Consider the following 14222-nt stretch of genomic DNA (forward strand, 5'->3'; position numbering starts at 1 on the left):
GGTAGCGCAGAATACGACGGTGATCATCGACCAGGCCGTCTATCGCGGCGGCAAGCGCATCGACTGCGGCGACCTGCACGCCGGGCTCGCCGATCTGCGCGAGCACGACCACGGCTTCCTGTGGGTCGGGTTGAAGGATCCGACGGCCGGCGAGTTCTCGCTCATCGCCACGGAGCTCGGCCTGCACCCCCTCGCGGTCGAGGACGCTCTCGGCGGTGGGCAACGCCCCAAGTTCGAGGTCTACGACGGCATGGCGTTCCTCGTCATGCGCACGTTGCGCTACATCGAGGCGACGTCCGACGTCGAGACCGGCGAACTCATGGTGTTCGTCGGCGACCGCTTCGTCGTCACCGTCAGGCGCGGTGAGCCGACGCCGCTGGAGACGGTGCGCGCCGCGTTGGAGCACGATCCGAGGCTGCTGGAGAAGGGCCCCGTCGCGGTCATCTACTCGGTCATGGACGCGGTCGTCGACAAGTACCTCGCCATCGACGAGGAGCTGAGCGACGACGTCCTCGCGATCGAGCATCAGGTGTTCACGCCGAGCGTGACGACGGACGTCAGCGACATCTACGAACTGAAGCGCGAACTGCTCGAGGCGCGGTGGGCTGTGCAGCCGCTCATCGAGCCGACGCGGCGCCTCGTCGCGTCGTCGTTCGTCGACGAGGGGTTCGCGCCGTTCTTCCGTGACGTGCTCGATCACCTGCAACTCGTCAGCGAGCACATCGAGACCTACGATCGGTTGCTGTCGGACGTGCTGTCGGCGTACCTGTCGCAGGTCGGCGTGCAGCAGAACAACGACATGCGCAAGATTTCGGCGTGGGTCGCCATCGCGACGGTGCCGACGATGCTCGCCGGCATCTACGGCACGAACTTCCACTCGGTGCCGGAGCTGGAGGCGTCCGTGCACTTCGGCGGCCGCGGCGGTGGGTACGAGTTCTACTACGGGTACTACCTGATGATCGCCGTGCTCGCGACGATCGGCGTGCTGCTGTGGCGCGCGTTCAAGAAGTCTGGATGGTTGTGATGGTGGTTCGCCACATCGGTGACGCGGCGCCGCGGGTGCCGACGCGCGTGCTCAACGGCAGCGGGACGCGTGTCAGCGCGTTCGTGCTCGGCGTTTCCGGGTGGGCCCGCGGCGTGACGGCGGAGAGCGCGCAGGAGATGGCGAGCACCTACCTCGCTGCCGGCGGGCACACGTTCGAGACGAATGACGTCGACGCGGGCGCCGCCGAGGTGCGGCTGCGTGAGGCCCTCGAAGGCCTCCGGCGCGAGGAGTACCAGCTCGTCGCGCGCAACGGCCGTCACGGAGCGCTCCCCTTCGCCCCGGGCCCGGACACCTCCCGCGCCGGCCTCATGGCCGCGCTCGATGCGACGCTGGAGCGTCTCGGCACCGAGCACGTCGACCTGTGGCTCGTCGAGGGTGACGACGGCGTCACCCCGAGCGTCGAGGTCGCCTCGGCACTCGAGTGGGCCGTCACGACGGGCCGGGCGAGCGACGTCGGCCTGAGCGACGTGCCCGCATGGCGCGCGGTCGACGTCAGTCACCTGCTCGCGGCGCGCGGCGTCCACCTCGTCGCGCACGCTGTGGAACATCACCTGCTGCGCGCCGACGCCACGGACGTCGTCGAAGCCGCCGCGGCGCGCGGCTACGGCGTCATCGCGGGCGCCGGGCTCGCGCGCGGCGTGCTGACGGGCAAGTACCGCCACGGCACGCCGGCCGATTCGCGTCGCGCCTCCGGCGATCTCGTGGCGAGCGGAGCCTCACGTGAGACGACGCGCGCCGTCGTCGAATCACTCGCGACGGCGGCCGACGGCCTCGGCGTCCACCCCGCCGAACTGGCCCTCGCCTGGTCGTTGCACGCGCCCGGCATCGACGCCGTCGTCGCGGGGTCTCGCACCGCGGCTCAACTGCGTGTCGCGCTGCGCGCCGGCGAACTGAGTGTGCCGCGCGAGATCGTCGTGGCGCTCGACGAGGTCGCCGGCGCCTGACGGCGGGCGGCCTTGGTCGTCAGAACGCTCGGCCCCCGTGGCCGAGCGTTCGGCCCAATGGGGCGTTCGCCTCAGCCGCGGCCGCGCGCAGAGCGGTGCTTTTCGTCGCCGCTCGTCTCGTCGTCAGCATCGTCGAGGTCATCGTCGTCCTCGTCGTCGAAGTCGTCATCGAAATCGTCGTCGTCGAAGTCATCATCATCGAAATCGTCGTCGTCGAGCAGGACGAGCGGCGTCATCTCGTTGAACGCGTTGAGCAACGCGTCGTCGTAGGTCTCGAACGCGTCGGCCAGGGCGTCGGATGCCGCGATGACGGCGGGGTCGTCGTCACCGCGACGCGCTGAGCACGCCTCGAGGTGACGTTCGAAAGCGAGTGTGAGGGCTTCGAGGGCAGCGCGCGGGTCGGCGTTCATGTGGAAAACGCTACCCCGATCGCGCAAGAATGTGCAGATGGCCGAGTACGAATACCGCACGCTCACGTTCGCGCGTGACGCGAGCCGCAGCGACATCCGCCAGAGCCTCACCGACGAGGCCGAGTACGGGCACTGGGAGCTGGCCCGCACCCGCATCTACCTCGGTGGGGTCCGCCGCATCTGGTTGCGGCGCCGCATCATCCGCATGCGCCCGCAGGACAACGGCGGCTGGCTCTGATCAGCAGTCGGTGAGCAGACGCGCGAGCACCCGCTGCCCGAACTCGAGGCTTTCGACGGGCACGCGTTCGTCGATGCCGTGGAACATCGGCGCGAAGAGCAGATCGGACGGCAGCCGCAACGGTGTGAAGCCGTAGCCGTTGATGCCGAGCTGCTTGAGTGCCTTGTTGTCGGTGCCCGCCGACAGGCAGTAGGGCAGGATCTCGCAGCCCGGGTCCTCGGTGCGCAGCGCGTCCTTCATCCGCTCGACGAGGTGGCCTTCGAACGGCGCGTCGAGCGCGATGTCGCGATGCAGCGTCTCGATCGTCACGTGCTCGCCGGCGAGTTCGGCGATGACGTCCATCAGCTCGTCCTCGTGCCCGGGCAGGAAGCGGCAGTCGACGTTGACTGACGCCGTCTGCGGGATGACGTTGTGCTTGTAGCCGGCGTCGAGCATCGTCGGGTTCGACACGTTCGCGAGGGCCCCCTCGACGAAGGTGCGCGCGCCGGGGATGTGCGCGAGCAGCGCGTCGGTGTCCTCGTCGGTGTAGGTCGTGCCCGTGATGTCGGCGAGACCGTCGAGCAGCTGGCGGACGCTCGCGACGTACTGGCGCGGCCAGACGTGGGCGTCGATGCGGCCGATCGCCGCGGCGAGGCGCGCGATGGCGTTCTCGTCGTTGGGGACGCTGCCGTGGCCGGCGCGGCCGTGGGCGGTGAGGCGGATCCAACGGATGCCCTTCTCCCCCGTCTGCAGCAGGTAGGCGCGCTGGTCGCCGCCGCCCTTCTTCGGCACGGTGACGGAGTAGCCGCCGACCTCGCTGATCGCCTCGGTGGCGCCCTCGAACAGTTCGGGACGGTGGTCGACGGCCCAGTGCGAACCCTTGACGCCGCCGGCCTCCTCATCGGCGAAGAACGCGACGACGAGGTCGCGCGGCGGAGTGACGCCGCGGCGGGCGAAGTCGCGGACGGTCGCGAGGATCATCGCGTCCATGTCCTTCATGTCGACGGCGCCGCGGCCCCAGACGCAGCCGTCCTCGACGTCGGCGGCGAACGGGTCGTGCGACCAATCGGCGGCGTCGGCTGGCACGACGTCGAGGTGGCCGTGGACGACGAGCGCGCCGCGTTCGCGGTCGGCCCCCGGGATGCGGACGACGACGTTCGCGCGCCCCGGCTCGCTCTCGAACAGTTCGGGTTCGAGGCCGACCTCCTGTAGCTGGCCCACGACGTACTCGGCCGCCTCACGCTCGCCGGGGCCCTCGGTGCCCGGGCCGTAGTTGCTCGTGTCGATGCGGATCAGATCGCGGCAGATGCGCAGGACGTCGGATTCGGAGGAGGTCTGAGAAGCCATGGCTCCACCTTTTCATTCCTGCGTGGGCAGCACGCAAGAACGCCCCGGTGGTATCTCACCGGGGCGTTCTCGTGAAGTGTGTCCGAGGGGGGACTTGAACCCCCACGTCCGATAAAGGACACTAGCACCTCAAGCTAGCGCGTCTGCCATTCCGCCACCCGGACAGGTGGTGTTTTCCGGCCGCTTTCGCGCCCTTCCAACGAGGAAAAACATTACCAGGCGTTCGCTTGGAGTGCACATCGGCTCGGCTCAGGCGTGGCCCGTCGGCTGCTCGCCGTCCTGCTCGGGGCGGTGCGGCAGACGGATCTGACGCTGCGGCTGCTGCTGGGTCTCGCGCGGAGCGTCGACCGGCTCGGGCTGCAGACCGGCGTCGGACCCGCTGGCGGGCCTCGTCTGCGCGCCGCGCGGCGCCTGCGGCATCGCCGATGCGCCGAGGGCGGGCACACCGTCGTCAGCGCCGGAAGGGTGCTGCGGGCGGGACGTCGAATCCTCCGCCTCGTTCGTTGCCTGGTCGACCTGGCCACGCGCGTTGGCGAGCGCGACCTGAGGGTCCTCGAGCTTCGTGTCGGCGAACGCGTTGTCGTCGTTCGTGCCGGGGTCGACCCATTCCTCGTCATCGTTGTCGCCCGGACGCCCGGCGTCGCCGCCGAGAGCGCTCGAGATGCCGCGCAGCGCGTCGGTGACCTCCGAGGGGATGACCCACATCTTGTTCGAATCGCCCTGCGCTAGCTGCGGCAGCGTCTGCAGGTACTGGTAGGCGAGCAGACGCTGCGTCGGCTTGCCGCGGTGGATGGCGTCGAACACCTGCTGGATGGCGCGCGCCTCACCCTGGGCCTTGAGGACGGCGGCCTGCGCCTCACCCTCGGCGCGCAGGATCTGGCTCTGCTTCTCACCCTCGGCCGTGAGGATCTGGCTCTGCTTGAAACCCTCGGCGTTCAGGATGGCTGCGCGGCGGTCACGCTCGGCGCGCATCTGCTTCTCCATCGAATCCTGCACCGACGCCGGCGGGTCGATCGCCTTGAGCTCCACACGATTCACGCGGATGCCCCAGCGGCCCGTCGCCTCGTCGAGCACGCCGCGCAGCTGCCCGTTGATCTGGTCACGCGAGGTGAGCGTCTGCTCGAGGTCGAGCGAACCGATGACGTTGCGCAGCGTCGTCACCGTCAGCTGCTCGATACCCTGGATGAAGTTCTCGATCTCGTAGACGGCCGACTTCGGATCCGTCACCGAGTAGTAGATGACGGTGTCGATGCTGACGACGAGGTTGTCGCTCGTGATGACGGGCTGCGGCGGGAACGTGACGACCTGCTCACGCAGATCGATGTTCGCGCGCACCCGGTCGATGAACGGCACGAGGATGTGCAGACCGTCCGTCAGCGTGCGGTTGTACGAGCCGAGACGCTCGACGATCTGAGCCGTCTGCTGCGGCACGATGCGGATCGTGCGCATGACGACGACGACCGCGAAGACCAGCAGCAGGATGACGACGATGAGTCCTGGGGACATGTTCCCTCCCTGTGGCCGGGCGAACCCGGCGTGATGCGCGGACGCTGGCGGGAGTGCTCGCTCAGCGCCGCTCGGTGGTGGTGGGGTCGACGAGCAGAGTCGCGCCCTGCAGGTCGATGACGTGGACGGGCGAACCGAGGGGCAGCGTCGTGCGCACGTCGGTGCGCGCGCTCCACAGGTCGCCGTGCACCTTGACGAGGCCCTGCGACTCGGAGACCGGCTCGACGACGAACCCCGTCTGACCGACGACCGAACGCGGCCCGATGTCGGTGTTGTCGCGCGTCGGGCGCAGACGGCGACGCAGCATCGGGCGCAGCGTGAACAACAACCCGACGGCGACGGCCACCGCGATCGGCGCACTGATGACGAAGTCCGCACCGAAGTACGACGCGATCGCGCCCGCGAGCGCGCCGAGCGCGAGCATGATGAACACGAAGTCGACCGTGACAGCCTCGACGGCGGCCATCGCGAGGGCGACGCCCAGCCACATCAGCCATGCACTGTTGTTCATGCTCGGTCCAGCTCCCCGCTTCGACGACTTCGTACCTGCAATCTACGTGGAACGCTCGTCCGGTTCGACCCGAGAACCTAACGATTACCTCACGGCGACGCGGCAGCGGCGTCGTCCCAGGCCGGCGGTTCGCCGGGCGTCAGCGCCGGATCGTCCACGGCGAAGGTACGCACCGGACCCTTCGGGGTGAGCGGGCCCTCGAACCGGACGGTGACGCGGCCACGCCCTGAACCCCACACCCAACCCGCGCCGAACTCGTCGTGATGCACGTCCATGCCGGGGCGCCACGACGGCGTCGTGCCGGGGCTGAAACGCGTCGTCAACTCCTGAGGCAGGGTCGACGGCGCCTCGTCGGCGTCGGGGTCAGCGTCGTCGCTGCTGGGGGTGGCGGCTGTCGACGACTCACCGACAGCCTCGGGAAAGGCCGGCGTGTCGACGGGAGCCTCGAGTTCGAACAGCCCCGACTGCGCGTGCGTGACGAAACCGCTGACGCCCACACCGATGAGACGCACACCCTGCGCGAGGTCGAGCCCGTCGAGCAGGCGCTGAGCCGTGCGGGCGATGACGTCGGCGTCACGGCTCGGGGTCGGTGATGTCGAGCTGCGCGTCAACGAACTGAAGTCAGGAAGGCGCACCTTGAGGTGCACGGTGCGCCCGAAGACTCCGGCCTTCTCGCAGCGAGCGGAGACGGCCTGCGCGATGCGCTCGATCTCGCGGCGCAGCACGGCGCGATCGTGGACGTCGCGTTCGAACGTCTCCTCGTGCGAGACGCTCTTCGCCTCGCGGGTGAGGGTGAGGTCCCGATCGTCGCGGGCGCGCGCCAGTTCGTGGAGGGAATGCCCGTGACGCTCACCGAAGATGCTGACGAGATCGACGTGCGTCATCGCGCGCAGCTGTTCGACCGTCTCGACACCGAAGGTGCGCAGCCGCGCCGCAGTCGCCGGGCCGACGCCGCTGATCGCGCGCACCGACATCGGCGCGAGGAACTCGAGCTCGCTGCCCGGTTCGACGACGGTGATGCCCGCCGGCTTGTTCAGGTCGGAGCCGATCTTCGCGAGCATCTTCGACGACGCCGCCCCCGCGCTGACGCTCAAACCGCCCGTTGCGTCGGCGACGTCACGGCGTAGGGTCTCGAGCACCTCGCGCACGTGCGCGGTGCTCGAGACCTCGAGGTCGGCGCCGCGCAGGTCGACGTACGCCTCATCGATCGAGACCTGCTCGACGAGCGGCGACAGCTCGCGCAGCACGGCCATGACGGCGAGCGACGACGCGCGGTACGCCTCGAACCGTGGCGAGAGGAACGCCGTGCCGGCCGGGCAGATGGCCCGTGCCTCGGCGGTGCTCATCGCACTGCGGGCGCCGAACGCTCGCGCCTCGTACGACGCCGTCGAGACGACGCCGCGCAGGCCGGTACCACCGACGATGACGGGGCGTCCACGTAGGCTCGGCTTGTCGCGCTGCTCGACCGAGGCGAAGAACGCGTCGAGGTCGACGTGGACGATGCTGGCGTCGTCTCTCACACCAGGTCGATGACCACCTTGACGTCGCCGTCGCGGCGCTCGAAGGCCTCGGCGAACTTCTCGAGCGGCACGCGTCGCGTGATGAGTCGCTCCAGCCAGGCGTTGTCGGCCTTCGCGAGCACCTCGGCCGCGCCCTGGTAGTGACGCAGGTTCGCGTTGACCGAGCCGACGACGACTCCGTTGTCGAGCACGAGGTCGCGGTTGATGTGGCCCAGGTCGACCTCTTGCTCCTTCGGCGCGGAGATGCCCGTCAGGCACACGATGCCGTAGGGCACGTTGTTGGCGAGCACGCCCGAGATGACGGGCACCGCGCCGGTGGCCTCGATGACGACGTCGGGGGCGATCTGCTGCATCTGTTCCACGACGTCGCCCGTGACGTAGGTGGCGCCGAGGTCGCGCACGAGCTCGGGCTTGAGACCGTCGGTGGGCCGGTCGAGGACGTAGACGTCGAGGCCCTTCTGGGCGCCGATGAGCGCGCCGAGCAGACCGATCGGCCCGGCACCGGTGACGAGTACCTTCTTCGGCGCGAACGTCGCGCGGGCGCCGATGCGCTCGACCTGCTTCCAGGCCTTCGTCACGACGGTCGTCGGCTCGAGCAGCACGCCGACCTTCTCCAGCGACGGGTCGAGCTTGACGGCGTGGTCGGCGGGGATGCTCCAGCGCTGCGAACCGAACCCGTGGATCTGCTTGATGCCGTGCTCGGTGTACTCGCCGTTGCGGCACATGTCCCACTCCCCCGCGGCGCACGCGACGCACGGCACGGTGTCGGGCATGCGGACGATGCCGACGACGAGGTCGCCCTCGGCGAAGTCGGAGCCCTCGGGAGCCTGCAGGACGCGCCCGAGCGACTCGTGGCCGAGGACGAGGCGCTCGGCGCCCTCGGGCGCCCAGCCGTAGGCACCGTCGGCGATCTCGTGGTCGGTGCCGCACACGCCGAGGGCGATGCCCTCGACGAGCAGGTCGCCGGGCCCGGGCGTCGGGTCGGGCATGTCGGTGACGGCGAGGGAATCCTTGCTCAGGGGCAGGACGGTGAGTGCGCGCATGACTCCAACTCTAGGCCCCGGGCAGGAGGTCATCCGACGCTTCGGTGGACCAGCAGCGGCAGGACGCAGACGGCGCCCGCCTCGCGTAGCGCGGCCGCGGCGACGGTGGGCTCCCACGTCGTCGACGAGGTGTCGACGACGAGCAGGACGCTCGCTCCCGCGACCTGCGGAGCGCTCCCGGCGAGGGCTTCGCGCCACGCGGTCGCCACCTCGGCGCCCGAGGCATCGCCGACGTTGGGCGGCACGACGTTCCACGTCGTGTGCGGCAGCTTGCCCGCGGCGCCGAGGTGCGCGGCCAGCGACTCGACCCGGGCGGTGCTGACCTCGCCCGAGCCGACCCGCGTCGGCAGCGCGACGATGCATGAGGGGCGCTGGCGCCACGTCTTCGACCAGGCCGCGAGCACGCGCACCGCGGATTCCTGCAGCGCCTGCGACGCCTCCTGCGTGCCCTGGGCGCGCCGATCCTCTCGCCGCTCGTCCTCCCACTCGGCTGCGTCGGCGTGGATGAGCACCCGCCCGGGGTCGGCGGCGAGGTTCGCGGGGATGCGCCCGCGGGTGCCGAACGCGCCACCGGGCCACATCTTGCGCGGTTCGAGGGTGATGGTCTCGGCGCGCAGCACCGCCGCGATGCGTTCGAGCGTCGCGGGGTCGATGTCCGTCGTCAGCGGCTCGGGCAGGTGGCCCAGGCAGACCGAGCACTGGCCGCAGTCGGCGGCCTCGGGGTCGTCGAGGGCCGTGCGCAGAAGCTTCATGAGGCACTGGGCGCCGGCGATGTAGCGGCGCATGATGTCGGCCTCGCGCTCCCGCGTCGCGATGACGCCCGCGTAGTGCTCCTCGTCGAAGCTCCACTCGACGCCGGTGGCGCGCCAGCCGTCGGGGGTGCGCTCGACGACGCCGTCGACGGCGAGTTGCTTGAGCAGCAGCTCGACCCGGTTGCGTCGCAGGCCCGTCTCCGCGTCGAGGGCCACGACGCTCATCGGCTCGGCCGCGGCCTGCAGTGCGGTCAGGAGCGTCGCGACCTGCTCCTTCTTCGGGATCGTCGCCGTCGCGAAGTACTCCCAGATGTTCTCGTCGCCCGCGGCGGGCAGCAGCGCGACGACGGCCGAGTCGATGGCACGGCCCGCACGCCCGATGTGCTGGTAGTACGACACCGGTGACGCCGGCGCGCCGAGGTGGACGACGAAACCGAGGTCGGGCTTGTCGTAGCCCATCCCGAGCGCTGACGTCGCGATGAGCGCCTTGACACGGTTGTGGCGCAGATCGTCCTCGAGCTGTTCTCGCTGAGCGGCCTCGAGCTGACCGGTGTACGCAGCGACAGGCAGCTCATCACCGTGCGCGGCCGTCACAGCCGCCGCGAGACGTTCGGCGTCCGCGACCGTCAGGGTGTAGACGATGCCACTGCCCGGCAGTGACGCGAGATGGTCGACGACCCACGCGTAGCGCTGCAACGCCGTCATCTCCGGCAGCACCGCGAGGTGCAGCGACGAGCGGGCGAGCGGCCCCCGCAGCACGAGGGAGGCCTCCCCCAGCTGCTGCGCCAGATCCTCGGTGACGCGCTCGTTGGCCGTCGCCGTCGTCGCGAGCACGGGTGTCGCCGGGTTGAGCGTCGTCAGGACGTCGGCGACGCGGCGATAGTCGGGGCGGAAGTCGTGCCCCCAGTCGGACAGGGCGTGCGCCTCGTCGATGACGAGCAGCCCCAGATCACCCGCGAGCGAACGCATGACGCGTTCACCGAACGTCGGGTTCGCGAGGCGCTCTGGCGAGACGAGCAGCACGTCGAGCTGCCCGGCCGTCACGGCCTGCTCGATGGCGCCCCAGGCGTCGAGGTTGCCGGAATGTATCGCAGCGGCCCGCAGCCCCGCACGCTCGGCGGCGGCCACCTGGTCGCGCATGAGGCTGAGCAGTGGTGAGACGACCAGCGTCGGCCCCGCGCCGCGGCTGCGGGCGATCGCCGTTGCCACCCAGTAGACGGCCGACTTGCCCCACCCTGTCGCCTGGACGACGACGACGCGCGCGCCGGGCCGACCGAGCGCCTCGACCGCGACACGTTGATCGTCGCGCAGGCGAGCGTCCGGCCCGGCCAGGGCGCGCAGCACGGAGGAGGCGACGGTGTCGAAGCCGGTGTCCTGTTCAGCGTTCATGGGACGAACTGTGGCACGAGACACCGACAACCCCGGAACGACGCGGATTCAGGCCTTAGACGAGGACGCCGCCGCAGCCTTCTCGGCACGCTTGCGACGCCGCTCGGCGGCGATGCGGGCGTCGTCGGCCTCGGCCTCCTCGAGCGTCGGCGCGGTGCCACCCATGGAGGCGGGCAGGAACTCGAGGTCGGCGCCGCTCAGCGTCGGGTAATTCGCGCGTGCCGCGTCGAGCAGCTTCTGCATCGCGTCCTTGACGCGCTGCGTGTTCTCCTCGGGGCTGAGCGTCTCGTCGTACGTCATCGGCTCACCGACGGCGACGGTGATCGGCGTGTTCGTGCGCCCGAGACGCTTCGGCTTGCCCTTCGTCCACACACGCTGCGAACCCCACAGGATCATCGGCACGATCGGCACCCCGGCCTCCTGCGCCATGCGCACGCCGCCGGTCTTGAAGGACTTGAGCTCGAATGAGCGGGAGATCGTCTCCTCCGGGAAGATGCCGACGAGCTCGCCGCGCTTCAGGGCAGCGACGGCGTCGCGGTAGCTCTGCGCGCCGTTGCCGCGCTCGACGGCGATGTGCTTCATGCCGCGCATGAGCGGGCCCGAGATCTTGTGGTCGAAGACCTCCTTCTTCGCCATGAATCGGATGACGCGGCGCTGCTTGATCGCCGGGAAGCCCGCGTACGTGAAGTCCATGTACGACAAGTGGTTCATCATGACGACGGCGCCACCGGTGCGCGGCAGGTTCTCGGAGCCGACGAGGGTGAACTTGAGCCCCTGCGCGGCGAAGAGGCTGCGCGCAATGGCGAGAACGGGAGGGTAGACGAGTTCCATGTCCACCAGCCTAATCCCGCTAGGCTGACGCGGTGCTGCAACAGATCGAGGCGACGCGCTTCGTCGTCCCCCTGCGTGAGGGCGGCTCGCTGCCCGGCGTCGTCGAGGGTTCCGACCTCGGCACGTGGGTCGTCAAGTTCCGCGGAGCCGGCCAGGGGCTCAAGGTGCTCGTCGCCGAGGTCGTCGTCGGCGAACTCGCCCGTGCGCTCGGCCTGCGGGTGCCCGAGCTCGAGCTCGTCGAGCTGCCGGAGGCCATCGCGAAGTACGAGGCCGACGAGGAGGTGCAAGATCTGCTGACGGCGAGCGTCGGGCTCAACCTCGGCGTCGACCTGCTGCCGGGCGCCTTCGCCTATGACGGCTCCATCCCGCCGCCCGCCGACGAGGCCGCCACGATCCTGTGGCTCGATGCGTTCACCGCGAACATCGACCGCACCCCGCACAACCCGAACCTCGTGCGCTGGCACGGGCAGACGTGGTGCATCGACCACGGTGCGGCGCTGTACTTCCACTACTCGTGGCCGTCGAAGGGCTCCCACCCGGAGCGTTTCGCGGCGCAGCGCTTCGATCTGGGCTCCCACATCATGGCCGGGGTGGTCGACCCCTCGCCCGCGGCCGCAGCGGCCGCACACGAGCGTCTTGCTGCGCTCGTCACCCCTGGCCTGTTGCGCGAGATCCTGACGCTCGTGCCCGACGAATGGCTCGAGACGAGTGAGTCGATGCCGCACGCCGACGACGTGCGCGCCGCCTACGTCGAGAACCTGCTCGCGCGCCTCGCCGCCCCGCAAGCATGGTCGCCGGCGTTCGCGGGTGAGATGCGATGAGCGTCGGCTACCAGTACGTCGTGCTGCGTCTCGTGCCGTCGATCGAGCGCGAGGAGTTCCTCAACGTCGGCGTCGCGCTCTACGCGCAGATGGCCGATTTCCTCGACGCCCGTTTCCACCTCGACGCGACCCGCCTCGCCGCGTTCGCTCCGACGCTCGCCGCCGGAGACGTCGAGCAGTCGCTCGCCTCGCTGTGCGCCGATGTGCGCGGCGAGCCGTGCCCCGGGCGCCCTGACCTGCCGAAGCTGGGGCAACGCTTCGGCTGGATCAGCGCGCCGCGTTCGACGATCGTCCAGCCGGGCCCGATGCACGGCGGGGTCAGCAACGACCCGGGCGCCACCCTCGAACGTCTCGTCGACCGGCTCGTGCGCTGAGCTGGCTCAGGCCCATACCCGCTCAATCCTGGTGCGCGGTCGGTAGGGTCGAACCATGAGCATCGAACGAGCCACTGCGCCCAACCCCTACGACCACCTGCCGGTGTTCCCGGCCCTCACCGTCACGAGCACGAGCTTCAGCGACGGCGGCGACCTCACCGAGGCGTATGTCTACGACGGCTGGGGCGTGAACGGGCAGAACGTCTCGCCGCAGCTGTCGTGGAGCGGTGCGCCGGAGACGACGACGTCGTACGTCGTCACCTGCTTCGACCCTGATGCGCCGACCCCGTCGGGCTTCTGGCACTGGGCGATCGCAGGCATCCCGGCGGACGTCACCGAACTCGCCGAGGGCGCCGGATCGGGTGACGCCGCGTTGCCCGAGGGCGCCTTCCACGTCGCCGGTGATGGCGGCGTCAAGGGCTGGATGGGGCCGTGCCCGCCCGGAGGTGACGGCAAGCACCGATACATGTTCGCGGTCCACGCGATCGAGGGTGACCCTCTCGCGATCGACGACTCGGTCACGCCCGCCGTCCTCAGCTTCAACGCCGTCTTCCAGACCGTCGCACGCGGCGTCACGACGGGCCTGTACGGTCACTGATCGTCCCGGCCACTGATCTCAGCGGCTGCCAGCCGACACAGCACGAGGCCCCGATGCCCACGAGTGGATGCTCGTCGACGTCGGGGCCTCGGCGCGCCCCGTCACACGCGTAGCGTGTACATCGCGACGGCGCTGGCGGCCGCGACGTTGAGCGAGTCGACGCCACCTGCCATTGGGATGCGGACGGTGACGTCGCACGCGGCGACCGTTCGCGTTCCGAGGCCGTCGCCCTCGGTGCCCATGACGAGCGCGAGGCGTTCGGGCTCACGCGCCGCGAGTTCGTCGAGCGTTACGGAATCGTCAGCCAGCGCCATCGCGGCGACCGTCCATCCGGCCTCCTGAAGTCGCGTCACCGAGCCGGGCCACGGGTCGATGCGCGTCCACGGCACCTGGAACACGGTGCCCATCGACACGCGCACCGAGCGGCGGTACAGCGGATCTGCGCAGCGCGGGGTGACGAGGACGGCGTCGACGCCGAGCGCCGCGGCCGATCGGAAGATGGCACCGACGTTCGTGTGATCGACGATGTCCTCGAGCACGACGACGCGCCGCGCGTCACGCAGCAGTTCTTCGGGCAAGGCCAGCGCGGGGCGGTTCATCGACGCGAGAGCCCCGCGGTGCAGATGGAAACCCGTCATCGACTCGATGACGTCGGCCTCCCCCACGTACACGGGGACGTCGGCGGCCTCGGCGTCCGCGACGATGTCGGCGAGGTCGTCGAGCCAGCGCTGGCCCATGAGGAAGCTGCGGGGACGATCGCCGCGCGCGAGGGCGCGGCGGATGACCTTCTCGCTCTCGGCGATGTAGAGGCCGCGCTCGGTTTCGAGCTTCTTGCGCAGCGCGACGTCGGTGAGGCGGAAGTAGTCGGCGACGCGATCGTCGTCGGGTGAGGTGATGCGGATCGGCACCGGCGA

The 14222-nt window shown here is 70.1% G+C and carries 15 protein-coding genes and 1 tRNA gene; 6 read left to right on the forward strand and 10 right to left on the reverse strand.

All coding sequences use genetic code 11. The features are described from left to right. Positions 1-19 precede the first annotated feature (19 nt). Positions 20-1024 carry a magnesium and cobalt transport protein CorA gene (locus EDC82_RS07165; RefSeq protein WP_131941034.1) on the forward strand — a complete coding sequence of 335 codons (1005 nt, stop codon included), beginning with the start codon at positions 20-22 and terminating at the stop codon, positions 1022-1024. Further along, complete coding sequence (locus EDC82_RS07170) at positions 1015-1989, forward strand: aldo/keto reductase (RefSeq protein WP_131941036.1); 975 nt, start codon at positions 1015-1017, stop codon at positions 1987-1989. The genes EDC82_RS07165 and EDC82_RS07170 overlap by 10 nt, the downstream gene beginning before the upstream one ends. 71 nt (positions 1990-2060) lie before the next feature. Here the strand turns inward: EDC82_RS07170 and EDC82_RS14520 are convergent, their stop codons facing one another. After that, positions 2061-2399 carry a primosomal protein gene (locus EDC82_RS14520; protein ID WP_160126208.1) on the reverse strand — a complete coding sequence of 113 codons (339 nt, stop codon included), beginning with the start codon at positions 2397-2399 and terminating at the stop codon, positions 2061-2063. A 37-nt stretch (positions 2400-2436) separates the two neighbouring features. Here EDC82_RS14520 and EDC82_RS07180 point away from each other — a divergent pair, with 37 nt between their 5' ends. Continuing rightward, complete coding sequence (locus EDC82_RS07180; RefSeq protein WP_038568187.1) at positions 2437-2637, forward strand: DUF5703 family protein; 201 nt, start codon at positions 2437-2439, stop codon at positions 2635-2637. Here EDC82_RS07180 and EDC82_RS07185 read toward each other — a convergent pair whose 3' ends face one another. From EDC82_RS07185 to EDC82_RS07220, 8 genes are all read right to left on the reverse strand, one after another. Beyond that, positions 2638-3963 carry a M20/M25/M40 family metallo-hydrolase gene (locus EDC82_RS07185; protein WP_006945438.1) on the reverse strand — a complete coding sequence of 442 codons (1326 nt, stop codon included), beginning with the start codon at positions 3961-3963 and terminating at the stop codon, positions 2638-2640. It abuts the gene before it with no gap. Between the two features lie 79 nt (positions 3964-4042). Further along, positions 4043-4127: transfer RNA gene (locus EDC82_RS07190), tRNA-Leu, on the reverse strand. 85 nt (positions 4128-4212) lie between these two features. Further along, the gene (locus EDC82_RS07195; protein ID WP_006945464.1) at positions 4213-5469 is read right to left on the reverse strand and encodes an SPFH domain-containing protein; all 1257 of its coding nucleotides are present in this window, start codon (positions 5467-5469) and stop codon (positions 4213-4215) included. Between the two features lie 61 nt (positions 5470-5530). Further along, positions 5531-5980: an NfeD family protein gene (locus EDC82_RS07200; protein WP_006945462.1), complete on the reverse strand. Its 450-nt coding sequence runs from the start codon at positions 5978-5980 to the stop codon at positions 5531-5533. Between the two features lie 89 nt (positions 5981-6069). Then, positions 6070-7500: a DNA polymerase IV gene (locus EDC82_RS07205; protein ID WP_006945471.1), complete on the reverse strand. Its 1431-nt coding sequence runs from the start codon at positions 7498-7500 to the stop codon at positions 6070-6072. After that, the gene (locus tag EDC82_RS07210; protein ID WP_131941040.1) at positions 7497-8543 is read right to left on the reverse strand and encodes a glucose 1-dehydrogenase; all 1047 of its coding nucleotides are present in this window, start codon (positions 8541-8543) and stop codon (positions 7497-7499) included. The genes EDC82_RS07205 and EDC82_RS07210 overlap by 4 nt, the downstream gene beginning before the upstream one ends. Positions 8544-8572: 29 nt before the next feature. After that, complete coding sequence (locus tag EDC82_RS07215; protein WP_131941042.1) at positions 8573-10684, reverse strand: ATP-dependent DNA helicase RecQ; 2112 nt, start codon at positions 10682-10684, stop codon at positions 8573-8575. A gap of 48 nt (positions 10685-10732) precedes the next feature. Beyond that, positions 10733-11515: a 1-acyl-sn-glycerol-3-phosphate acyltransferase gene (locus EDC82_RS07220; protein WP_131941044.1), complete on the reverse strand. Its 783-nt coding sequence runs from the start codon at positions 11513-11515 to the stop codon at positions 10733-10735. 32 nt (positions 11516-11547) lie between these two features. Between EDC82_RS07220 and EDC82_RS07225 the strand changes: the two genes are divergently transcribed. The 3 genes from EDC82_RS07225 to EDC82_RS07235 are packed head-to-tail and all read left to right on the forward strand — an operon-like array spanning position 11548 to position 13308. Further along, positions 11548-12336, forward strand: a complete 789-nt coding sequence (locus tag EDC82_RS07225; RefSeq protein WP_006945433.1) for a HipA family kinase — start codon at positions 11548-11550, stop codon at positions 12334-12336. Continuing rightward, entirely contained in the window at positions 12333-12710 is a 378-nt protein-coding gene (locus EDC82_RS07230) for a DUF3037 domain-containing protein (protein WP_131941046.1), read from the forward strand. The genes EDC82_RS07225 and EDC82_RS07230 overlap by 4 nt, the downstream gene beginning before the upstream one ends. Before the next feature lie 55 nt (positions 12711-12765). Further along, positions 12766-13308 carry a YbhB/YbcL family Raf kinase inhibitor-like protein gene (locus EDC82_RS07235; protein WP_006945378.1) on the forward strand — a complete coding sequence of 181 codons (543 nt, stop codon included), beginning with the start codon at positions 12766-12768 and terminating at the stop codon, positions 13306-13308. Between the two features lie 101 nt (positions 13309-13409). Here the strand turns inward: EDC82_RS07235 and EDC82_RS07240 are convergent, their stop codons facing one another. Continuing rightward, the gene (locus EDC82_RS07240) at positions 13410-14216 is read right to left on the reverse strand and encodes an RNA methyltransferase (protein ID WP_006945348.1); all 807 of its coding nucleotides are present in this window, start codon (positions 14214-14216) and stop codon (positions 13410-13412) included. Between the last annotated feature and the right edge of the window lie 6 nt (positions 14217-14222).

The organism is Dermacoccus sp. SAI-028, assembly GCF_004346775.1.
GTDB lineage: Bacteria > Actinomycetota > Actinomycetes > Actinomycetales > Dermatophilaceae > Dermacoccus > Dermacoccus nishinomiyaensis.

Bases quoted from the DNA above. Each gene is read 5' to 3' on its own strand.
- EDC82_RS14520 (WP_160126208.1), bottom strand. From the start codon at position 2,399: ATGAACGCCGACCCGCGCGCTGCCCTCGAAGCCCTCACACTCGCTTTC.
- EDC82_RS07170 (WP_131941036.1), top strand. From the start codon at position 1,015: ATGGTTGTGATGGTGGTTCGCCACATCGGTGACGCGGCGCCGCGGGTG.
- EDC82_RS07230 (WP_131941046.1), top strand. From the start codon at position 12,333: ATGAGCGTCGGCTACCAGTACGTCGTGCTGCGTCTCGTGCCGTCGATC.
- EDC82_RS07220 (WP_131941044.1), bottom strand. From the start codon at position 11,515: ATGGAACTCGTCTACCCTCCCGTTCTCGCCATTGCGCGCAGCCTCTTC.
- EDC82_RS07180 (WP_038568187.1), top strand. From the start codon at position 2,437: ATGGCCGAGTACGAATACCGCACGCTCACGTTCGCGCGTGACGCGAGC.
- EDC82_RS07235 (WP_006945378.1), top strand. From the start codon at position 12,766: ATGAGCATCGAACGAGCCACTGCGCCCAACCCCTACGACCACCTGCCG.
- EDC82_RS07215 (WP_131941042.1), bottom strand. From the start codon at position 10,684: ATGAACGCTGAACAGGACACCGGCTTCGACACCGTCGCCTCCTCCGTG.
- EDC82_RS07210 (WP_131941040.1), bottom strand. From the start codon at position 8,543: ATGCGCGCACTCACCGTCCTGCCCCTGAGCAAGGATTCCCTCGCCGTC.
- EDC82_RS07185 (WP_006945438.1), bottom strand. From the start codon at position 3,963: ATGGCTTCTCAGACCTCCTCCGAATCCGACGTCCTGCGCATCTGCCGC.
- EDC82_RS07200 (WP_006945462.1), bottom strand. From the start codon at position 5,980: ATGAACAACAGTGCATGGCTGATGTGGCTGGGCGTCGCCCTCGCGATG.
- EDC82_RS07195 (WP_006945464.1), bottom strand. From the start codon at position 5,469: ATGTCCCCAGGACTCATCGTCGTCATCCTGCTGCTGGTCTTCGCGGTC.